The following is a 21504-nucleotide window of genomic DNA, read 5'->3' as shown; positions in this document are numbered from 1 at the left end:
CCACTCCTTCCCATCCCGAACAGGACAGTGAAACGACTTTGCGCCGATGATAGTGCGGGTTCCCGTGTGAAAGTAGGTCATCGTCAGGCTCTTACAGCCCAAACCGCCCTTCTGCTCTTAGAGTAGAAGGGCGTTTTGCTTTGTGGATTGCTATTTCAATCGGCTATTCGCACTTTCGAATAGTCCCGGGGAAGCAACATGCTTTCCGCTTGTCGTACTGAGGACGCAATGCAGTTACAGGACATTCTGTATTCACAAGGGTTCGGAACGCGCCGAGTTTGTGCGGGCTTGATCCAGCAAGGATTCGTGGAAGTGAAGGCGGCGGGAGAGCCTGCTTACCACCCGTTGGTGGAGGCGGCAGCGGATGTCGATGAGGACGGCCTGCATCTGCGGGTGCAAGGCACGGAATGGCCCTATCATGACAAGGCCTATGTGCTGCTGCACAAGCCTGCCGGCACTGAATGCTCCCAGAAACCCTCGACATACCCGAGCATTTACACCCTGCTGCCGGCCCCGTTGCGTCAGCGTCCCACCAAAAGTGCGGTGCAAGGCGTGCAAGCGGTAGGTCGCCTCGATCAGGATACGACGGGCTTGCTGCTGCTCAGTGATGATGGGCAGTTCATCCATCGCATGAGCTCGCCGAAAAAGCACGTGCCCAAGGTGTATCAGGTGACGACCAAGCACCCCGTGGATGCTGCGCAGGTGTCGAAGCTTCTGGCGGGGGTGGTGCTGGACGACGACCCCAAGCCCGTCCGGGCTGCCGACTGCGTGATCATCGATACCCACCGGCTGGACCTCACCCTGACAGAAGGCAAGTACCATCAGGTCAAGCGCATGCTCGCTGCCGTCGGCAATCGCGTCGAAGGGCTGCATCGATCGAGCATTGGCGCGATGACACTGCCGATGGATCTCGCACCGGGCCAGTGGCGCTGGCTGGGTGAAGAAGACCTGCAGTTGCTGACCCGCGCCGTGTAGTCGCTTCGCGATCCGACTTAAAGAGCCTGGAGGCACATCCAGGCCAGCGATGAATACCTCGATGGCGCACCGCATGCGAGGTGATGGAGGTCGCCGCGCTTCGGGATCTGTAGTCAAGGGCGACCAGCTTCCCGCCGACGTGTCGCAAGTTGATGTTAGAGGCAAAAAATCGTTCTATATCAAGGATGTTACGTGTAAAGCGCAGGTCTTTGTCGAGCACGGCGCTACACTTGAAGGCTGTGTTGAAAGTGGCTTTGTGAAGATTTTTTCGATTGCACGTGCGTGCGTTGCCCTGGGTGGTTTGTGGATGTCGATGGGTGCGGCCTTGGCGGCTGTGCCCCCGTTGTTTGTGCTGAACTCTTTGGAAGCCAGTGTCAGTGTCATTGACCCCACCACCTGGGCAGAGACTGCGCGCATTCCCACGGGCAAGGAGCCCCACCACCTGTACCTCACCCCCGATGAGAAGTCCCTCATCGTGGCGAATGCTCTGGGTGACACGCTGACCTTCCTCGACCCGCGCACGGCCCAAGTGCAGCGCACGGTGCGCGGCATCGTCGACCCGTACCACTTGCGCTTCACGCCCGATATGAAGTGGTTCATCACGGCCGCGAATCGGCTCAACCATGTGGACTTCTACCGGTGGGACGGCAAGGAGCTGACGCTTGTTCAGCGGGTGGCTACCTCGCGCACGCCGAGCCACTTGTGGATCGATAGCAAGAGCACGACGGTCTATTCGACCATGCAGGACAGTGACGAGCTGGTGGCCATCGATATCGCCACCCAGACGATCAAGTGGCGCATCAAGACCGGTGCGATGCCGGCCGATGTGTATGGCAGCACGGATGACAAACGCGTGTTCGTGGGGTTGACGGGCAGCGACAGCGTCGAAGTCTTCGACGTGTCGGGTCGCGAGCCTGTCAGCATCCGCAAGATCAAGACCGGCAGCGGTGCGCACGCCTTCCGCGCAGCCGGGGATGGCCGGCATTTGTACGTGAGCAACCGCGTGGCCAACACCATCAGCAAGATCGACATGAATACCTACCAGGTGGTGGAGTCCTACCCGGTACCCGGCGGGCCTGATTGCATGGAGGTGTCTGCCGATGGCCGTTTCATCTATGTGAGCTCTCGCTGGGCGCGCAAGCTGTCGGTGGTGGATACCGAGTCCAAGAAGGTGGTCCGTCAGGTCACCGTCGGCAAGTCGCCCCATGGCGTATGGACACTGCAGCACGCGCCACGGTGATGGCTGATTCCGCCACGGCCGTGCCGGCAGTGCGAGCTTCCTGGAAGCAGGCTGCGCGAAATGCTATATTTTTAATAGCATTTGGCGCTTGTTCATCCGTCGGCAGTGCGCAAAATGCCTGCCATAAACCCGTTTACCTGACCTTCGACACGGGACACATGGGCATTGCTCCTCTGGTTGCGGAGGTGCTCCAGCGCCAGCAGGTGCGTGTCACCTTCTTCGCTGCCAACGAGCGCACGAAGGAGGGCGATGGCAGCCTGGGCGACCATTGGGCGCCCTGGTGGAAGGCGCGGGCGGCGGAAGGCCACGAGTTTGCATCCCACACCTGGAGCCACACCTACTGGCGCGCAGACCTGGGCGACGCGCGCCATCCTTCCTTCCGTGTCCGTCCCTCGGCCGGGCCGCGTGAAGGTCAAAGCTTTGTGCTGACTGCCGCGCAGTACTGCGAGGAAGTGACGCATGCTGCAGAGCGGTTGAAGGTCATCACTGGACGGCAGCCGTTGCCATTGTTCCGTGCGCCGGGTGGCAAGACGTCGCCCCAGTTGCTGGCAAGCGCCGCTTCCTGTGGCTACACCCATGTGGGCTGGTCTCCCGCTGGTTTCCTCGGTGACGAATTGCCCAGTGAAAGCGCCAGCAACGATGCGCTGTTGCGCAAGGCTCTGCGGGACGTGCGCAGTGGCGATATCCTCCTGGCGCACCTGGGCATCTGGTCGCGCAAGGATCCCTGGGCGCCCGCGGTGCTCGAACCCTTGATCGTCGGTTTGAAGGAGCGTGGATTTTGCTTTCGCACGTTGCGCGAGCACCCGGACTACGCCCGGCAGGCAGGACGTTGAGCCAGGCCTCGCAGACGGCGCACAGAACACAACACAGCGCGGCAACGCGTTGGGCGAAATGGATGGAGCATGAGCATGGGTTGGCTAGGCAACGGATTTGACGCTGCACAGCAATGGCTGTTCGAGAGCGTGATGCAGCCCCTGATGTTCGCCATGGGCCTGGGCAATCAGCTTGAAAGCGGCTATGAGGCATCGGGCTGGGTGCTGGTGGGTTTGCTTCAGCTGGTCGTGATTGCCGCGGTGATAGGCCCCCTGCAACGCTGGAGGCCTGTGGAGGCCGTCACCGACCGCGCCACGATCCGCACCGACATCCTCTACACACTGATCCACCGGCTCGGTCTTTTCCGTGTGGGGTTGTTCCTGGCGGTGGACCCCTTTGTCGACTCCTTCTTCGGTGCCTTGCGGGTGGCTGGTGTCAGCACCTTCCAGCTCGATGGCATGTGGCCCGGCGTCACCGACGTGCCGTGGGTCAGCCTGCTGCTGTACCTCGTGGTGTTCGACTTTGTGGACTACTGGATCCACCGTGGGCAGCACCATTTCGAGTGGTGGTGGCGCCTGCATTCCCTGCACCACGCCCAGCGGCAGATGACGATGTGGAGCGACAACCGCAACCACTTGCTCGACGACCTGCTGCGCGACACCATCCTCGTGGCCGTGGCGCAGCTCATCGGCGTGGCACCTGGGCAGTTCATTGCCATCGTGGCCATCACGCAGCTCAGCGAGAGCTTTCAGCACGCCAACGTGCGGCTGTGGTTTGGCCGCTGGGGCGAACGGCTGTGGGTCAGCCCCCGGTTTCACCGCCTGCACCACAGCATCGGCATCGGCCACGAAACCCTCAAGCCCGTCGCGGCGGATGCTGGCGGCGGTCCCACCCACCGGGTGGTGCTGGGTGGGCACAACTTCGGCGTGTTGCTGCCCTGGTGGGACATGCTCATGCGCACCGCCAATTTCGAGCAGCGCTACGACCCGACCGGCATTCGCGACCAGGTCGAGCCCGGCCCGGACGGCCGCGTGCGTGACTACGGCACCGGCTTCTGGTCTCAGCAATGGCGGGGCATGCTCCGGTTGTTCGGGCGGGCCTGACAGGCCTCGCATTCTTTCGGGAAGGTATGCTCGCCGACATGGGACTACTGCTTGATTCTTTCTGGCGCGCTGCAGCCTATTGCCTGCGCCCACGGGTGATGGCGCTGTCGGTGCTGCCGCTGGTGGTGATGCTTGGCCTGGCGCTGGGCCTGGGCTACTTCTACTGGGATGCGGCACTCCAGGGCATGCGCGGGTTGCTCGACGCATCGAGCGTGCTCGCCAGCTTCTGGAACTGGCTGCAGGGCTGGGGCCTGGGCGATGTGGCTTCGGTGGTGGCGCCCTTGATGGTGATCCTCGCGGTGGCCCCCGTGCTCGTGGTGGTCTCCCTGCTGCTCGTGGCGGTGCTGATGACGCCGGCGCTGGTGGGGCTGGTGGCTGACCGGCGATTCCCGAACCTCGCGCGCAAGAAGGGTGGCTCCTTCATCGCCAGCATCGTCTGGTCGCTCAGTTCCACCGTGTTGGCCTTGATCGCGCTGGTGGTGTCCGTCCCCCTGTGGCTCGTACCGCCGCTGGTGCTGATCCTGCCGCCGCTGATCTGGGGCTGGCTCACGTACCGGGTGATGGTGTTTGATGCGCTGGCCGATCACGCCAGCAAGGAAGAGCGTCAGGAGATTTTCAAGCGTCACCGTAGCAGTCTGCTGGGCATCGGCATCGTCACGGGCTACCTGGGGGCCGCGCCCAGCATCGTTTGGGCCTCCGGCGTGGTGTTCGCCGCAGCGTTTGTGGTGCTGGTGCCGCTGGCCATCTGGATCTACACCCTGGTGTTCGCTTTTTCCTCCCTGTGGTTCGCGCATTACGCGTTGGCCGCACTGGAACAATTGCGTGCAGAAGGCGGGGCGGCAGACCGCATCTCTGCCGCTGCCGCTGCATCAACCAACGGCCAGGATGCGCCCCATGCCGGGCCACAGGCCCTGGATGCCCCGGCCGAGCCGGCCAAGGCCGCGCCCCCGAATCCCCCCGCGCTTGCAGCGCCAGAACCACCCGCCCACGGAACCCCCCCACCATGAATCCCCAGTTCGGCCTCATCATCGTCGGCGACGAAATCCTGTCAGGCAAGCGCGCCGACAAGCACATGCCCAAGGTCATCGAACTGCTTGCCGCCCGCGGGCTGGCCCTGTCGTACGCGGACTATGTGGGCGACAACCCGGACCGCATCACCGCCACCCTGGAGCGCGCGTTTGCCTCGGGTGATGTCGTGTTCTCGTGCGGTGGCATCGGGGCCACTCCCGACGACCACACGCGGCAATGCGCAGCCCGCGCGCTGGGCCTGGAGCTGGCGTTGCACCCCGAGGCAGAAGCCTTGATCCGCGAGCGCATGCAGGATGTGGCGCGTGAGCAGGGTGTGCCTTACGAGGCCGACCGCCCGGACAACCTGCACCGTCTCAACATGGGCACCTTCCCCGTGGGCGCCCGCATCATTGCCAACCCCTACAACAAGATTCCAGGGTTCACCTGCGAGGGATCCGGCGGCGGTGTGGTGCACTTCGTGCCGGGCTTTCCTGTCATGGCCTGGCCCATGATCGAAGGCGTGCTCGACCAGCACTACGCGGCGCATTTCAACCGCACTCCACAAACCGAGCAATCCGTGGTGGTGTACGGCGCCATGGAGGCTGCCCTCACGCCCTTGATGGAACGCATCGAAAAATCGCATCCAGGTGTCCGGGTGTTCAGTTTGCCCAGCGTGGATCATCCACAATACGGGCGGCACATCGAGTTGGGCGTCAAAGGCCCTGCGCCGCTGGTCCCGGCGGCGTGGAAAGACCTCCAACAAGGGTTGCACGAATTTGGTGCGGAGTTTGGCCCTGAATTGGTGCGCAATCTTTGAAGTACGCCCATAAGTAATTTGATGCACTGAATTGGTGCAATCGAATGCGTGCGCTGACGGTCTGCAGTCCGTGGCGCTCCTACATAGTGCGGCGGCTGCACCCGGCTGGCACGCAAACTGCTTTTGTTTACGCAAAATCCTTTTTTCAACAAGCGCTTTACCCAGGAGAACCTGATGGCCAAGACCGTTGCAGACGTGATAAAGATGGTGAAGGAAAACGAAGTCAAGTTCGTTGACTTCCGTTTCACCGATACCCGTGGCAAGGAACAGCACGTGACCGTGCCTGTTTCCCACTTTGATGAAGACAAGTTCACGTCCGGCCACGCATTCGACGGCTCCTCGGTGGCTGGCTGGAAGGGTATCGAAGCTTCGGACATGCAACTGATGCCCGACCCGAACACCGCCAACATCGACCCGTTCTTCGAAGAAACCACGCTGTTCCTGCAGTGCGACGTGATCGAGCCCGGCGACGGCAAGGCCTACGACCGCGATCCACGCTCCATCGCCAAGCGCGCTGAAGCCTACCTTAAGGCCTCCGGCCTGGGCGACACGGCCTTCTTCGGCCCCGAGCCAGAATTCTTCATCTTCGACGGCGTGCGTTGGTCCAACGAACCCGGCAAGGTCATGTTCGAGATCGAAGAGTACGAAGCCCCCTGGAATTCGGGTGCCAAGCTCGAAGGCGGCAACCGCGGCCACCGTCCCACGGTCAAGGGCGGCTACTTCCCAGTGCCTCCGGTTGACAGCACGCAAGACATGCGCGCTGAAATGTCCCTGATCCTCGAATCCCTGGGCATCCCGGTCGAAGTGTTCCACCACGAAGTGGCGGGCGCTGGCCAAAATGAAATCGGCACCAAGTTCAGCACGCTGGTCGAGCGCGCCGACTGGACGCAGGTCCTGAAGTACGTGGTCTGGAACGTGGCCAACGCCTACGGCAAGACCGCCACCTTCATGCCCAAGCCTTACGCTGGCGACAACGGCTCCGGCATGCACGTGCACCAGTCCATCTGGAAGGACGGCAAGAACCTGTTCGCAGGCGACGGCTACGCCGGCCTGTCGGACTTCGCGCTGTACTACATCGGCGGCATCATCAAGCACGCACGTGCCCTGAACGCCATCACCAACCCTGGCACCAACTCGTACAAGCGTCTGGTGCCCGGCTTCGAAGCCCCTGTGAAGCTGGCCTACTCGGCCCGCAACCGCTCGGCCTCGATCCGCATTCCTTACGTGGCCAACCCCAAGGGCCGCCGCATCGAAGCGCGCTTCCCCGATCCATCGGCCAATCCTTACCTGTGCTTCTCGGCCCTGATGATGGCGGGTCTGGATGGTGTGGAAAACAAGATCCATCCCGGCGAAGCCGCCACGAAGGACCTGTACCATCTGCCGCCCGAAGAAGACAAGCTGGTGCCCACCGTGTGCCACAGCCTGGACCAGGCGCTGGAATACCTGGACAAGGACCGCGGCTTCCTGACCAAGGGTGGCGTGTTCTCCGACTCCATGCTGGACGCCTACATCGACCTCAAGATGCAGGAAGTCACGCGTTTCCGCATGGCTCCCCACCCTGTCGAATACGACATGTACTACTCGCTGTAATCGCCTGCCTGCAGGCTGTTACACCCAAAAGGCGGCGCAAGCCGCCTTTTTTCATGGCGCGCAAGGATTGGGCGGACTGCAACGGAACCAGTGGCTGGGCCGTTGCATCCTTGTACAAAGCCCTGTGGGGGCCTGCTGGTGTTGGATTGGCGATGCACGGTGATTGGTGGATACTCCACCGCACCCCCTGCATGGCAGTGCGAGGAAACCGAATGAAGAAAACGCTCATCTCCCTGTTATTGATCGCTGCGACGACGGCCCCGGCCGCCTGGGCGCAAGACCGCATCTACCGCTGTGGCAACGAATACACCAACAACGCCCAGCAGGCCAAGGAGCGCGGCTGCAAACTGGTGGAAGGTGGCAACGTGACGGTGGTGCAGGGCAGCCGCCCCGCAGGTGCTGCAGCGCCTGCTGCCGCAGCTCCGTCTGCCGGTGGTGGCAGTGCCACCTCGGCGTCGCCACCGTCCGCACCGCGCGTCAGCACCAACGACCAGAAGGCCCGCGATTCCGACGCACGCGCCATCCTGGAGTCCGAGCTGCGCAAGGCCGAGGCGCGCCACGCAGATCTGGTGAAGGAATACAACGGTGGCGCGCCCGAGCGCAATGCACTCGACCTGCGCAACCCGCAGCGCTACATCGAGCGCACGGCGGAACTCAAGGCCAACATCACCCGCAGCGAAAGCGATATCGCCGGCATCAAGCGCGAGATTGCGCGCCTGCCTGCTGCCGCCAACTGATTCGCTGGCCGCAACTCCGCCAAAACCCTCGCCATACCGTAGTCGTCACAAGCGCGTGAACTCCCTTCCTCCCACCGATGCCCCGTCCTCCGACACGGGGCGTTTTCATTCCCTGGACCTGATGTCCACGCTCGTGGCGGTGCTGCGGGCCGACGGCGCCGTGCAGTTTGCCAACGCCGCGCTGGAAAACACCCTGGGCCTGTCGCGCCGCACGCTCGAGGGCGCCGACTTCTCCACCTTCTTCACCGACCCCGCGCTGCTGCAGACCGCGCTGGCGGGAGCCCGGGGCAAGGACTTTGCGGCGCTGCGCTACGAGGCCGGCCTCAAGCGCCTGCACCAGGACCCGGTGCCTGTGCATGTGAGCGTGGCCGACGCGGAGCAGGTCGGCGAGATCCTGGTGGAGCTGTGGCCGCTGGAGCAGCAGGCGCGGCAGGACCGCGAGGAGCGCCTGCTCGACCAGGCCCAGGCCAACAAGGAGCTCATCCGCAACCTGGCGCACGAGATCAAGAACCCGCTGGGCGGGATCCGCGGTGCCGCCCAGTTGCTGGAGATGGAGCTCGAAAGCCGCGAGCTCACCGAATACACCCAGGTCATCATCCACGAAGCCGACCGCCTGCAAAGCCTGGTGGACCGGCTGCTGGCGCCGCACCGCCATCCCCACCTGGTAGGTGACGTCAACATCCACGAAGTGTGCGAGCGCGTGCGCTCGCTCGTGCTGGTGGAGTACCCGCAGGGCCTGAAGGTGCTGCGCGACTACGACACCTCCATCCCCGAGTTCCGCGGCGACCGGGCGCAGCTGATCCAGGCCCTGCTGAATATCGTGCAGAACGGCGCCCAGGCCCTGACCGACCGCATCGGCGCAGGCGACGCAGTCATCACGCTGCGCACCCGCGTGGCACGACAAGTAACGTTTGGTCGCCAGCGTTATCGGCTGGCACTGGAATTGCATGTCATCGACAACGGACCGGGCGTACCCGACGCGATCAAAGAGCGGATTTTCTATCCCCTCGTGTCGGGTCGGGACGGCGGATCGGGGCTGGGGCTCACGCTGGCACAAACCTTTGTACAGCGGCACCACGGGTTGATCGAATGCGACAGCGTACCGGGTCGCACCGACTTCCGCATCCTGATTCCCTTGCCCTGAGGTCCCTGACACGCAACCACAGGGAAGGTAAGAAAAAGATATGAAGCCGATCTGGTTAGTAGACGACGACCCCTCGATCCGCTTCGTGCTCGAAAAGGCGCTGGCCCGCGAGAACCTGCCCACACGCAGCTTCACCCACCCCCGCGAGGTGCTGGATGCGCTGGCCGACATCACCGCCGGCGACCCCGCCCGGCAAGGCCCCCAGGTGCTGGTGAGCGACATCCGCATGCCCGGCGGTTCGGGCCTGCAGTTGCTGGAAAAAGTGCGCGAGCTGCAGCCCGGCCTGCCCGTCATCATCATGACGGCGTACTCCGATCTGGACAGCGCCGTGTCGGCCTTCCAGCGCGGTGCTTTTGAATACCTGCCCAAGCCTTTCGACCTGCCCAAGGCGGTGGAACTCATCCGCCGCGCGGTGGAAGAAAGCCAGCGCGAAGAGGTCATCGAGGAGCGCCAGGCCGAGACCCCCGAAATGCTGGGCCAGGCGCCTGCCATGCAGGACGTTTTCCGTGCCATCGGCCGCCTGAGCCAGAGCCAGGTCACGGTGCTCATCACCGGCGAATCGGGCTCGGGCAAGGAGCTGGTGGCGCGTGCGCTGCACAAGCACTCGCCGGTGGCCGACGGGCCCTTCGTGGCCATCAACACCGCAGCCATCCCCAAGGACCTGCTCGAATCCGAACTGTTCGGCCACGAGCGCGGCGCCTTCACCGGCGCGCAGACGCAGCGGCGCGGCCGCTTCGAGCAAGCCGAAGGCGGCACGTTGTTCCTCGATGAAATCGGCGACATGCCGTTCGACCTGCAGACGCGCCTTTTGCGTGTGCTCTCCGACGGCCAGTTCTACCGCGTGGGCGGCCATGCAGCGGTCAAGGCGCATGTGCGCGTGATCGCGGCCACCCACCAGGACCTGGAAAAGCGCGTCAAGGAAGGCGGCTTCCGCGAGGACTTGTTCCACCGCCTCAACGTCATTCGCCTGCGGCTGCCCGCGCTGCGCGAGCGGCACGAAGACGTGCCCGTGCTCACGCGCCACTTCCTGCAGCAAAGCGCGCGGCAGCTGGGCGTGGAGCCCAAGCGCATTGCGGACTCGGCCATTGCGCGGCTGGAGCAGTTCGCGTTTCCGGGCAACGTGCGGCAGCTGGAGAACATCTGCCACTGGCTCACCGTGATGGCGCCGGCCCAGGTCATCTCGCAGCAGGACTTGCCCCCCGAAGTGCTGGAGGCGCCCGTCTACCAGTCCGCGCAGCGTGCAGGCGCCAGCGCCAGCGCCAGCGCCGACTCCGCAGGGGCGCACCAGTCAGCGCCTGGCGGCGTTGCACCCGCCTACGCCGCGAACGCCGTGCCCGCAGAGCGGGTTGGCGGCTTGCAGGCGCCAGCGGCGTCCAGCGCGTCCTTGGCAGGCTTGGCGCCAGCAGCCTATGGCAGCGCAGCCAGCGCCAACACGGCCACCGCGTGGTCGGCAGCGATGGATGGTGCGCCGGCGGCCGCCGTCGCGGGGGCGCCGGGTGCGGTGGGTGGGGTCGTCAGTGGCACCGTCAACAGCTGGGAGCAGGCGCTCGAGACCGAGGCGCAGAGGCTGCTTGCAGGCGGCCAGCCCGAGGTGTGGGACGCCCTGACGCGACGCTTTGAATCGCGCCTCATCCGCACCGCTTTGACCGCCACGCATGGCCGCCGCATGGAGGCTGCGCAGCGCCTGGGTATCGGCCGCAATACCATCACGCGCAAGATCCAGGAACTGGGGCTGGACGCCCCGGACGAAGCATGAAACCAGCCGCTGCCGCTTCATCCTCAAGCGCGAATAGCTATTGTTTTTGTAGCGTTTGAATTTGATGCGGCAAGGCTCGCAGCGCCACACTGCGGCACTCCACAGCGGACGCCGCAGTGCCATCGGCAGGCTGGCGCTGTCCTACATTCAAGCCATCCATGGGCCGACCCGCGTTGCGCGGCGTGACTTCAACAATGAATTCACTGTCAACCAACCGGAGAGCTTCCATGTCGGATTTCAATGATGCCAACCGCGACCCTTTGACCAATGAACCAGGTTCCCATCCTGTGGGCACCGGAGTGGGTGCTGCCCTGGGCGGCGCCGCAGCAGGTGCAGCCGCAGGTGCCTTTGGTGGCCCCGTGGGTGCCGCAGTCGGTGGTGTGGCTGGCGCAGTCGTCGGCGGCCTGACGGGCAAGGCAGCCGCCGAAGCCGTCAACCCCACCGCAGAAGATGCCTACTGGCGCGAAAGCTACGAGCGCGAGCCCTACTATGTGGGTGGCCGCACGTATGACCAGTACCGTCCTGCCTACGAACTGGGCTGGTCCTCCGTGGGCCGCTATGAAGGCGATTTCGACGCAGTCGAACCCCGCCTGGCCGACGATTGGCGCGCACGCCACGCCGATGGACTGGCCTGGTCCGATGCGCGCCCTGCAACGCGTGCTGCCTGGGACCGCGCTTCGCGCTACCAGGCCGGCGACACCCGTCCCATGGATGTGGTCGACAACGACGATGTGATCGACGTGCTGAACGACCTGCTCGAGTCCGCCCGTGACGGCGAGTACGGCTTCAAGTCCTGCGCCGAACACGCCAAGGCTCCCGAACTCAAGTCGGTATTCCAGCGCCATGCGCAAGAATGCGCGGCCGCCGGTACCGAGCTGGAGCACGAAGTGCGCCGCCTGGGTGGCGAGCCAGCGTCCGGCGGCACGGTCTCGGGTGCGCTGCACCGCGGCTGGGTGTCCGTGAAGACGGCCCTGTCCGTGCAGGACGACAAGGCGGTGCTGGAAGAGTGCGAACGCGGCGAAGACGCTGCCGTGGCACGCTACCGCAAGGCGCTGAAGAACACGCTGCCTGCCCAGGTGCAGGCCCTGGTGCAGCGCCAATCGCAAGGCGCACAGCGCAACCATGACGAAGTGCGCGCGCTGCGCGATTCGTACAAGCGCGATTGATCGGGCAGGGCGTCATCTGCAGGCGGGGGCTCGGCGTCAAGTCGGGCAGCATTCCTGATCTGCAGTGATCGCCCGCATTCGATCAAAGCGTAGGGGGCTGCCATGTGCAGCCCCTTTTACTTTGTGCGTCTCGAAAAAGAAAACCCCCCGTCCACAGGGTGCGGTCAAAAGGCAAGGTCGTTCCTTAGCCCAGGGTCACCACCACCGGCGCATGGTCGCTCGGCTGCGGGTTCTTGCGCGGTGCGCGGTCTACGGTGCACGCGGTCACCGTGGGGCGCAGGGCCTCGCTCACCAGGATGTGGTCGATACGCAAACCCCGGTTCTTCTGAAAACCGAGCATGCGGTAGTCCCACCAGGAATAGGCTTTGTCGGGCTGCTCGAACATGCGGAAGGTGTCGGTCAGGCCCAGCGCAATCAGGTCCTGAAAATGCCGCCGCTCTTCCACCGTGTGGTGGATGGTGTCCTTGAGCCCCACCGGGTCGAACGAGTCGCGGTCTTCCGGCGCCACGTTGAAATCCCCCACCAACGCCAGCCGCGGGTGTGCTGCCATCTCCTCGCGCAGCCAGCGGTGCAGCGCCGCGAGCCACAGCATCTTGTAGGCGAACTTTTCGGTACCCGGCGCCTGGCCGTTCACGAAATAGCAGTTCACCAAACGCAGCGCGCCGCTCGGCGTATCGATCGTCGCTGCGATCACCCGCGCCTGCTCGTCCGTATGGCCCGGGATGTTGCGCACCACGTCGCGCAGTGGGTGGCGGCTCAGGATGGCCACGCCGTTGTACGTCTTCTGCCCGAAGGTCACGGTCTGGTAACCCGCCTCCTTGAGCGCGTCGTGCGGAAACTTGTCGTCGGTGAGCTTGAGCTCCTGCAGACCCAGTGCGTCCACGGGGTTGGCCTCCAGCCAGGCAAGTACCTGGGGCAGGCGCACGGACAGGGAGTTCACGTTCCAGGTGGCAATTTGCATAGTTGAATTGATGAGTGAAACAAGGGCCGCTCAGCGGTAATCCGGGCATTGGATGCCCAAGCCTCTGATCATTGTCTGGACTGCGTAGCCGCAGTCGGCGCCGCTGGCACAGCGGCCGGCGCGCGCCTGAGCGCATCTTCGTTGACACGGTCGGTCGGTCTGTCAGTCAGTCGTGAATGGTACCCACCCTCGGCATGCCTTGGTACGCCCTTGCACGGCCTTTCACGCCCTTGCACTGCCGTCAACCGGCCAGGCATCGGCGCGAGCCAGGATGCGCTCAAGCCTCTGCCCATCGTGGGATTTTGTCTGACTGCCCGGCAGTACTGGCATCGCGAGACTCGAAGCCTCTTTCCGCTGGAGATCGTCCATGAAAGTCCTTCATCCGCAGACACTGGCCTTGTCGCTGGCGCTCGCCGCCTGCGCCGCGTCCGCCCAGGGCGTCAACACACCTGCCGTGGTTCCGGGCCTGCAGCCTGCCCAGGCGCCGGCCTCCGCGCCCAATGCGCAGGCACCGGTGCAAGCAGGCTCGCCCGGCGCCAGCCAGACACCTGCCCAGACCCCCGCGCCGCCCCCAGCGCTTACGCCATCGCAGACGCCAGAGCCGGAGCCGTCTCAGACGCCGTCCCAGACACCGGCTCCGGTGTCGCAGTAGCGCAAACGGCATTGCGCGCATGCCGCTGCGCAACGCCGCATGCATGTGTTGGGCGCTCAGCCTGCGCGCACGTAGCTCACGAAGCTGAAGGGCAGCCCATTGGTGCTGACATGCTCGCTGCGTTCGGATGCCACCCATGCGTCGCCCAGCGCGGGAGCGTACGCATCGCCCTCGAAGTCCCGGTCGATCTCGGTCACCTCCAGCCGGTCGGCCAGCGGCAGGGCCTCGGCGTAGACCTGCGCACCACCGATGACCCACACCGTCTGGCCAGCGTTGCACTGTGCCAGCGCTTCCTGCAGGCTGCCTGCGCGGTGCGCGCCTTCAGCCTGCCAGTCGCCCTGGCGCGTGACCACGATGTTGGTGCGGCCGGGCAGGGGGCGAAAGCGCGGCGGCAGCGAGTCCCACGTCCTTCGCCCCATCACCACCGGGCAACCCTGCGTGAGCTGCTTGAAATGCGCCATGTCCTCGGGCAGGTGCCAGGGCAGGGCGTTGTCCTTGCCGATGATGCCGTTGGCCGCGCGGGCGTAGATGAGGTGCAGGGGCATGTACGCAGGCTCCTTAAATGTGCAGGGCCGCGGCCACGCCGACGCCCAAGCCCACGGCGGCGACACCGTACATGCCGTATTCCAGCCATTTCTTCTTGGTCAGCAGCGCAATGGCCGCCAGGGCGATGGCCACCTGCAGCGCCGTGGTGGCCTGGGCCCAGCGGTGGTGCTGGTGCATCTGCACTTCGCTTTGGCGGTCGAATTCGTGGGCGTCGGCTTCGAGCTTCTCGGCCACGACCTTGATCTCGTTCTTCTCGGTTTCGTAGCGCTGGATCTTGGTCTGGTAGCCGGCCTTGCGGTCCTCGGGCGCCAGGTCACGGGCCAGCTCGGCCAGGGACTGCTTGGTGCTTTTGGACTGGAAGTAATTCCACTGGTTGGACGCCTCGGTCTTCTTGATCGCCGCGTCGTTCTTGAGCAGGCCGGCATTGGCCTGCGTGGCGCCACCCATGTACGAGAAGATCGCGCCCACCGTGGCCACGATGGCGGTGAACATCGCGATCTTGTTCATCGACGAGATGCCGCCGCCCTCGTTGCCGTGCTCTGCAGCATGGTCGCTGTGGTCGCCGTGGCCCTGGGTCGCATGTTCCACCGCGTGGTCGTGGGGGCCGTGTACGTGAAATCCGCCGGAAGACATGGTTTGAAGACTCTTGGTGTGGTGTGGTGGGTGGGGCAGGCAGCAGGCAGGGCACGGTGGCACCTGCCGATGGGCTCAAAAGGTCAGGGGCCGATGAAGCGCTGTGGCGGGATCAGACCGCCACGGGCGCCTTGATCGCCGGATGGCACTGGTAGTCCAGTACTTCGAAATCTTCGAACTGGTAGTCGAAGATGCTGTCCGGCCGGCGCTGGATGTTCAGCACAGGGTAGGGGTAGGGCGTGCGCGCCAGCTGCGTCTGCACCTGATCGTGGTGGTTGCTGTAGATATGGCAGTCGCCGCCCGTCCAGATGAAGTCGCCCACGTCCAGGTCGCACTGCTGCGCCACCATGTGCGTCAGCAGGGCGTAGCTCGCAATGTTGAACGGCACACCCAGAAAGATGTCTGCACTGCGCTGGTACAGCTGGCACGACAGCGTGCCGCGCCCGCCGGGCTCCTGCGCTGGCGCCACGTAGAACTGGAAGAACGCATGGCAGGGCATGAGCGCCATCTTGTTGAGCTCGGCCACGTTCCAGGCGCTCACGATGATGCGGCGCGAGTCGGGGTTGGTCTTCAGAGTCCGGATGACGTCGCTGATCTGGTCGATGTGCCCGCCGTCCGGCGTGGGCCAGCTGCGCCACTGCACACCGTACACCGGGCCCAGGTCGCCATCTTCGCGCGCCCATTCGTCCCAGATGGTGACGCCGCGGTCCTTCAGCCAGTTGTTGTTGCTCGACCCCGTGAGGAACCACAGCAGCTCCTGGATGATGGAGCGCAGGTGCACCTTCTTGGTGGTGACGAGCGGAAAGCCTTCCTTCAAATTGAACCGCATCTGGTGGCCGAACACGCTCGTTGTGCCCGTGCCCGTGCGGTCCGACTTGTGCACACCGTGGGTGAACACATGGCGCATGAAGTCTTCGTATTGCGAGCGGACGGGGCGGGCGTGTTCGGTCATGGCGGTTGGAAGGCGAAAGCCGCGATTTTAGGCGGGCGCAGGTCTGCGGGTGCCGGACAGGCTAAGCTCGCACACCTTTTTGTCAGCTGCCCTTTTCAGAAAGAAGCCCCCGATCATGCGCCTGGTCTCTCCAGCCCCTGTGTGCCGCGCCGTGCTGGCCTCCCTTCCATTGGCCCTGCTGCTCGTGCTGCCAGGCTGCGGCGGCACGGCGCCCACCGCGTCCCCCAAAGCCGTCCGCCCCGCGCCCACGGTCGCATCCGCCGCACCGGCCAACCCTTGGGCCCACCTGCAAACCCAGGTCGGCAACTACCCGGTGGGGGGCGCCGACTTCCTGCGTGCCGGCCCGCTGGCCGAGCGGCTGCGCGGTCTGCTCGGCCCGACCAATTACAACGTGCTGCTGGAAAACCTGCAGGTGAGCGGCCCGCTGCGGCAGGACGGCTCCATGCTCTACATCACCGGGAACCGCCAGCACGAGGGCGGCACCGAGGCCGCCGCCGTCGTGGTGCATGCCGCCACCGACACCGTGCGCGTGTGGCTGCTGACCGGTGGGGAGGAATGGGACGTGCAGGACCAGGGCACGCCGAAGACCCTGCCGGCCGATGTCGCCAGAATGATGGAAAACGCAGCGCGCTGAGCAGGCGCCCCCCCGCGCGGGGCTGGGCACAACTGGGAATGCATTTCTATAATCAAGAATCATTCTCAAAAAGGCCGCCGCCCCATGCCTGCCGCTCATCCCCTGCACGCGCTCTACAGCCACCACCACGGGTGGCTGCAGTCCTGGCTGCGCCGGCGGCTCGGCTGTGCCGACGATGCGGCCGATCTGGCGCAGGACACCTTCGTGCGCCTGCTCGCACGGCCCACCGCCATCGCCCCCGACGCGATGCGCGAGCCGCGCGCCTACCTGACCACGGTGGCGCGCGGGCTGCTGGTGGACTTCTGGCGCCGGGGTGAACTGGAGCGCGCCTACCTGGCAGATCTGGCCCTGCAGCCCGAGGTGCTGCAGCCATCCCCCGAAGAGCGCCTGGCCGCCGTGCAGATGCTCCACGCGGTCGATGCATTGTTGCAGGGCCTGACGCCCAAGACGCGCGCAGCGTGGCTGATGAACCGGCTCGATGGCCTGACGCACGCAAAGATTGCCGAGCAGCTGCAAGTGTCGGTGCCCCGCGTGCGCCAGTACCTGGCCAACGCCATGCGCCACGCCTACCACCTGCGCTTCGGTGGCGCGGCGTGAGCAGCGCAGGCTGGACCACGGGCGGCCCCCCTGGCGGTGCAGGCGACGACCATCCCGTGCCGCCGGCCGTGCTGGAGGCCGCCATCGGCTGGCAACTGCGCCAGGGCGAGGGCGATATCTCGCCGGCGGACGCGCAAGCCCTGGCCGACTGGCTGGCGGCACACCCCGACCATGCCCGCGCCTGGCGCCAGCTGGGCGACATCGACCAGCACCTGACCCGCGCCGCCGCGGGTCCCGGAGCCCGCGCAGCGTTGCTGCTGCCACCGCGCCGGCGCCGTCCAGCCCGTGTGGCGGGCGCCGTGCTGGGCCTGGCGTTGGCGCTGGCCTGCGGCGTGCTGGTGCTGGACCGCCACCAGCCCGTGGGCCAACTGCTGGCCGACCACCGCACCGCCACCGGCGAGCGCCGCACCATCGTGCTGCCCGACCAGACCGTGCTGCACCTGAACACCCGCAGTGCCGTGGATGTCGTGTTCAGCCAAGACCAGCGCGCCATCCGCCTGCGCGCGGGCGAGGTGGCCGTGGAAACCAGCCATGCCGACCCGGCCGAGCGGCGCCCGTTGGTCGTGCTGACCGAGGACGGCAGCCTGCGCGCCCTGGGCACCCGCTTCACCGTGCGCCGTTGGCCACAGGCGCAAGCCACTGGCATCGATGGGGCGCAGAGCCTTGGCGCGCCTGCCACCGAAGTCGCAGTCACCCAGTCCGCCGTCGCGGCCCGCCCGGCGACCTGTGCGGCAGCAGCGTCCGAGCCGTGCGCTGCCGAGCGCATCGTGTCGGCCGGGCAGGGCGCGCGGCTGGAGGGCGGGCGGGTGGACCCATGGGCGGCCCCACCCGATGCCGACGCCTGGAAGGACGGCATGCTGGTCGTGGACAACCAACCCTTGGGCGAGGTGGTGGCAACGCTCGCGCGGCACCGGGTCGGCCGCCTGGCTGTCGACCCCCGCGTGGCCGGTTTGCGCGTGACGGGCACGCTGCCCCTGGCGGACTCCGACCAGGCCCTGTTGGCGCTGACCGCGGCCGTGCCCGTCGATGTGGTCTGGACCACGCGCTGGTGGGTCACGCTCAAGCCGCGTGCTGCGCCTTGAGGATGAAAATTTCATGAAAATCGGCCGCTACCGCCTGATGGGAAAGCGCTAGCAGCTATCAAAAGATGAGCAACTTGGTGCGGCTGATCGACGGTTCCATTCCGTTCAACCCAGATCCAGCAGCCCAAGCAGATCAACCCAGATCGCTGCTGCCAGCCGGCATCCCATCCACCAGCGACGCCGGCCCAGAAAATAAATGGCCCCGGCCCCCTCTCACTTTTCGGCACCCGTTCGGCAATCAGACAGAGACCGTGCATCGGCGCGGTTGCCCCTCTTTTCTGACGTGACCGTCTCGGAGCCTGACCCATGCCCTCTGCTGTTTTCCCCTTTCCGCCGAACCCCTGCGCTACTGCGCTGCTGCTTGCGTTGGGCGCCTCTGCCGCGGCCGCACAGCCAGCCACGGCAGAGGTCCCTGCGGCCCCGGCCAGCGCTGCGGCCGTGCGCGACTACGACCTGCCCGCCGGGCCCCTGGGAGCAGCCCTCAACCGCATCGCGCGTGACGCGGGCCTGGCCCTCACCGCCGATGCCCAGCTGGTGGAAGGCCGCAACGCGGCGCCCGTGCGCGGCCGCTTCGATGCGCCCGAGGCACTGCGCCGCGCGCTGGCAGGTTCGGGGCTGGAACTGCGGCAGACCACGGGCGGCGTCTTCACGCTGCGCGAGGCATCGCGCCCTGCAGCGCAGGCACCCCGGCTCAGCGATGCCGCCACCCTGGGCGCCGTCACCGTGACGGCCAGCGCCGAGGCAGCGCCCGGCGATTTGCCGCCCGCCTATGCCGGCGGCCAGGTTGCCACGGGCAGCCGGGTCGGCCTGCTGGGCCACCAGAGCCTGATGGACACGCCGTTTCACATCACCAGCTACACGGCCGAACTCATGCAGGACCAGCAGGCGATCACCGTGGCCGATGTGCTGGCCAACGATCCGTCCGTGCGAACGGTGTCCTACAGCCTGACCAACGCTGCTGCGGGGGGCGACATCTTTCTGATCCGCGGCTTCTCGGTGCAGGACTCGGTGCTGTTCGACGGCATCGGCGGCATCGCCACCAACCGTGCCGTGGCGGTCGAAGCGGCCGAGCGCGTCGAGGTGCTCAAGGGCCCCAACGCGTTGCTCAACGGCATGGCGCCCGGGGCGGGCGGCGCGGTGGGCGGCGCCATCAACCTGGTGCCCAAGCGCGCGGGCGATGTGCCGCTGACACGACTGACCACCACGTACCTGTCCAGAGGCAACCTGGGCGGCCACCTGGACGTGGGCCGCCGGTTCGGTGACGACCACCAGTGGGGTGTGCGCTTCAACGGCATCCACCGTGACGGGAAGACCGCCACCCAGGGCCAGTCCGTCGAGCTGGGCGCTGCGGCGCTGGCCGTGGACTACCGGGGCAGTCAGTTGCGGGCCTCGGTGGATGCCGGCCACCAGACGATGAACAACGAAGCGCCGCAAGGCGCCGCGGGCTTCGGCATCGACGACGGCATTGCCATCCCCAGGCCGCCCCGGGCCAGCCATCGCATCGCGCAGGACTGGGAGTTCGCCAGGTCGCGCAGCAATTACCTTCTGGCCAAAGCCGAGTACGAGCTCACCCCGGACTGGACGCTCTCTGCAGCCGCGGGTGGCAGCCACACGCGGTCCCGCTACCTCGCCACCGACGTGTTCGTGACCAACGTGCAGGGCGACGCGCAGGCCACCACGTACTTCTGGCCCAACTGGACGAACTACCGCACCCTGCAAGGCGGCCTGCAGGGCACGGTGCGTGCCGGCGAGCTTACGCACCGCATCCACCTGCATGCGTCGTACCTGAAGAAGGACAGCGGCTTCACGGCGCAGTACTACGGCTTCGACAGCTTCGCCACGAACATGTATGCGCCCGCGGCCACCGCGCGTCCGTCCATCGACGGTTTCTCATCGCGGCCGCCCCAGACCGATTCCTTGCAGTTGCCGTCCGTGGCGCTGTCCGACACCGTCTCGCTGTGGCAAGACCGCCTGTCCGTCACCCTGGGCGCCCGCTACCAGCGCGTGAAGGTCGTCAAGTACGACACCACCACCGGGGCCGGCAGCGCCGCGTACGACGAGCACGCGGTGACGCCGGCGCTGGCCGCGGTATTCAAGCTACAGCCGAACGTATCGGTCTACGGCAATTACATCGAAGGGCTGGTCCAGGGCGATTCAGCGCCACTGGGCACCACCAACGCCGGGCAGGTGTTTCCGCCGGTCCGCACGAAGCAGCGGGAGGTGGGCGTGAAGGCCGACTGGGGCCGCTTCAGCACCACAGCGAGCCTGTTCCACATCCAGAAGCCGAGCGGGCTCGTGGCCTCCAACGGCGACGGCACGTTCACCTACCAGGTCGGTGCAGAGCAGCGCAACCGCGGGGTCGAGCTCAATGTCTTTGGCGAGGTGGCGCGGGGCACGCGCCTGCTGGGCGGCGTGACCTTCAACGATGCCCGGCTGACCCGAACCGAAGGCGGCACCTACAACGGCAACGCCGCGCCCAATGTGTCGCGCTGGCAACTCAACCTGGGCAGCGACCACGACGTGGCTGCCGTTCCGGGGCTGACGCTGTCGGCCCGCATGATCGCCAGCAGCGCGCAGCAGGTGGACGCCGCCAACCTGCGGCGCATTCCGGGCTGGACGCGCTGGGACATCGGTGCCCGCTACAGGACCCAGGCGTGGGGCCGGCCGCTGGTGCTGCGCGCGGGCGTGGACAACCTGTTCAACCGCAACTACTGGTCCAGTGGCTCCGGCAACTGGCTGTACGTGGGAAGTCCCCGCACAGTGACTCTCTCTGCCACGGTGGATTTCTGACGCGGAGCAGGCTCCCCTGGGCAGAGGGGCACATGGAGGGAGTTGGGGGGTGTGGGCGTCAACCCCAGTGGGCCTTGGTGCAAGAAAATGTGGCCTGAATTGGCCTCTGCCGCTGGATAGGCAAGCGCTAGCAGCTATTGATTTCATAGTGATCCGGGGCATCCGCTACACCAACGCTGCAACGGGATAGCCGCCTTTTCGCAGTCAGTTAGATACCCTGTTGACACATCTAGGTATAAATCCTGAGTATCTGGTGCAAATTAGTATTTGTGGAGGCGTCTGGAGTACCAATCGAGCATCGCAGCATC

General features: G+C 65.7%; 21 protein-coding genes and 1 rRNA gene. 18 read left to right on the top strand and 4 right to left on the bottom strand.

Annotation, left to right across the window (positions count from 1 at the left end; genetic code table 11):
- The 13 genes from rrf to ASG27_RS25535 all read left to right on the top strand — a co-directional run.
- A 5S ribosomal RNA gene (gene rrf, locus ASG27_RS25590) occupies nucleotides 1-89 on the top strand; the annotation flags it as partial.
- Nucleotides 90-228: 139 nt separating this feature from the next.
- Nucleotides 229-975, top strand: coding sequence for a pseudouridine synthase (locus ASG27_RS25585; protein ID WP_056413483.1), 747 nt, complete (start codon nucleotides 229-231; stop codon nucleotides 973-975).
- A 256-nt stretch (nucleotides 976-1231) separates the two neighbouring features.
- The gene (locus ASG27_RS25580; protein ID WP_056413480.1) at nucleotides 1232-2215 is read left to right on the top strand and encodes a YncE family protein; all 984 of its coding nucleotides are present in this window, start codon (nucleotides 1232-1234) and stop codon (nucleotides 2213-2215) included.
- Nucleotides 2215-3048, top strand: coding sequence for a polysaccharide deacetylase family protein (locus ASG27_RS25575; RefSeq protein WP_082485783.1), 834 nt, complete (start codon nucleotides 2215-2217; stop codon nucleotides 3046-3048). The genes ASG27_RS25580 and ASG27_RS25575 overlap by 1 nt, the downstream gene beginning before the upstream one ends.
- Before the next feature lie 75 nt (nucleotides 3049-3123).
- Nucleotides 3124-4131, top strand: a complete 1008-nt coding sequence (locus ASG27_RS25570; RefSeq protein ID WP_056413521.1) for a sterol desaturase family protein — start codon at nucleotides 3124-3126, stop codon at nucleotides 4129-4131.
- Between the two features lie 26 nt (nucleotides 4132-4157).
- Nucleotides 4158-5138, top strand: coding sequence for an EI24 domain-containing protein (locus ASG27_RS25565; protein ID WP_056413475.1), 981 nt, complete (start codon nucleotides 4158-4160; stop codon nucleotides 5136-5138).
- Complete coding sequence (locus tag ASG27_RS25560; protein WP_056413472.1) at nucleotides 5135-5956, top strand: competence/damage-inducible protein A; 822 nt, start codon at nucleotides 5135-5137, stop codon at nucleotides 5954-5956. The genes ASG27_RS25565 and ASG27_RS25560 overlap by 4 nt, the downstream gene beginning before the upstream one ends.
- A gap of 174 nt (nucleotides 5957-6130) precedes the next feature.
- Entirely contained in the window at nucleotides 6131-7546 is a 1416-nt protein-coding gene (glnA, locus tag ASG27_RS25555; protein ID WP_056163798.1) for a type I glutamate--ammonia ligase, read from the top strand.
- 212 nt (nucleotides 7547-7758) lie between these two features.
- A complete protein-coding gene (locus ASG27_RS25550) occupies nucleotides 7759-8283 on the top strand; it encodes a hypothetical protein (RefSeq protein WP_056413469.1) in 525 nt (174 codons plus the stop codon).
- A 121-nt stretch (nucleotides 8284-8404) separates the two neighbouring features.
- A complete protein-coding gene (gene glnL, locus ASG27_RS25545) occupies nucleotides 8405-9427 on the top strand; it encodes a nitrogen regulation protein NR(II) (RefSeq protein WP_056413467.1) in 1023 nt (340 codons plus the stop codon).
- A 40-nt stretch (nucleotides 9428-9467) separates the two neighbouring features.
- Nucleotides 9468-11183: a nitrogen regulation protein NR(I) gene (gene ntrC / locus ASG27_RS25540; RefSeq protein ID WP_056413462.1), complete on the top strand. Its 1716-nt coding sequence runs from the start codon at nucleotides 9468-9470 to the stop codon at nucleotides 11181-11183.
- A gap of 267 nt (nucleotides 11184-11450) precedes the next feature.
- Nucleotides 11451-11591: a hypothetical protein gene (locus tag ASG27_RS27755; protein ID WP_235503949.1), complete on the top strand. Its 141-nt coding sequence runs from the start codon at nucleotides 11451-11453 to the stop codon at nucleotides 11589-11591.
- Complete coding sequence (locus tag ASG27_RS25535) at nucleotides 11564-12349, top strand: ferritin-like domain-containing protein (protein ID WP_235503948.1); 786 nt, start codon at nucleotides 11564-11566, stop codon at nucleotides 12347-12349. Before ASG27_RS27755 ends, ASG27_RS25535 begins: the two co-directional genes overlap by 28 nt.
- 184 nt (nucleotides 12350-12533) lie before the next feature.
- Here ASG27_RS25535 and xth read toward each other — a convergent pair whose 3' ends face one another.
- The gene (gene xth / locus ASG27_RS25530) at nucleotides 12534-13310 is read right to left on the bottom strand and encodes an exodeoxyribonuclease III (protein ID WP_056413457.1); all 777 of its coding nucleotides are present in this window, start codon (nucleotides 13308-13310) and stop codon (nucleotides 12534-12536) included.
- Between the two features lie 367 nt (nucleotides 13311-13677).
- Here xth and ASG27_RS27100 point away from each other — a divergent pair, with 367 nt between their 5' ends.
- Complete coding sequence (locus tag ASG27_RS27100; protein ID WP_156370455.1) at nucleotides 13678-13962, top strand: hypothetical protein; 285 nt, start codon at nucleotides 13678-13680, stop codon at nucleotides 13960-13962.
- Nucleotides 13963-14018: 56 nt separating this feature from the next.
- On the opposite strand, the gene ASG27_RS25525 is transcribed toward ASG27_RS27100, so the two are convergent.
- The 3 genes from ASG27_RS25525 to ASG27_RS25515 form a co-directional block, all read right to left on the bottom strand.
- On the bottom strand, nucleotides 14019-14507 hold the full coding sequence (locus ASG27_RS25525) for a dihydrofolate reductase (RefSeq protein ID WP_056413455.1): 489 nt from the start codon (nucleotides 14505-14507) through the stop codon (nucleotides 14019-14021).
- Between the two features lie 13 nt (nucleotides 14508-14520).
- On the bottom strand, nucleotides 14521-15141 hold the full coding sequence (locus ASG27_RS25520) for a DUF4337 domain-containing protein (RefSeq protein WP_056163488.1): 621 nt from the start codon (nucleotides 15139-15141) through the stop codon (nucleotides 14521-14523).
- A 112-nt stretch (nucleotides 15142-15253) separates the two neighbouring features.
- Entirely contained in the window at nucleotides 15254-16093 is an 840-nt protein-coding gene (locus ASG27_RS25515; RefSeq protein WP_056413452.1) for a thymidylate synthase, read from the bottom strand.
- 115 nt (nucleotides 16094-16208) lie between these two features.
- On the opposite strand from ASG27_RS25515, the gene ASG27_RS25510 reads away from it, so the two are divergent.
- From ASG27_RS25510 to ASG27_RS25495, 4 genes are all read left to right on the top strand, one after another.
- Nucleotides 16209-16727 (top strand): hypothetical protein, encoded by a 519-nt coding sequence (locus ASG27_RS25510; RefSeq protein ID WP_056413449.1) that lies wholly within the window; start codon nucleotides 16209-16211, stop codon nucleotides 16725-16727.
- A gap of 84 nt (nucleotides 16728-16811) precedes the next feature.
- Nucleotides 16812-17324, top strand: a complete 513-nt coding sequence (locus tag ASG27_RS25505) for a sigma-70 family RNA polymerase sigma factor (protein WP_056413447.1) — start codon at nucleotides 16812-16814, stop codon at nucleotides 17322-17324.
- A complete protein-coding gene (locus ASG27_RS25500; RefSeq protein ID WP_056413443.1) occupies nucleotides 17321-18406 on the top strand; it encodes a FecR domain-containing protein in 1086 nt (361 codons plus the stop codon). Before ASG27_RS25505 ends, ASG27_RS25500 begins: the two co-directional genes overlap by 4 nt.
- 306 nt (nucleotides 18407-18712) lie before the next feature.
- The gene (locus ASG27_RS25495; protein ID WP_056413441.1) at nucleotides 18713-21196 is read left to right on the top strand and encodes a TonB-dependent receptor; all 2484 of its coding nucleotides are present in this window, start codon (nucleotides 18713-18715) and stop codon (nucleotides 21194-21196) included.
- Nucleotides 21197-21504: the final 308 nt, after the last annotated feature.

It is taken from the genome of Acidovorax sp. Leaf191 (assembly GCF_001424425.1).
Taxonomy (GTDB): Bacteria; Pseudomonadota; Gammaproteobacteria; order Burkholderiales; family Burkholderiaceae_C; genus Acidovorax.
The sequence above is the reverse complement of the archived record's forward strand: the minus strand, read 5'-3'. Positions and strand labels throughout refer to the sequence as shown.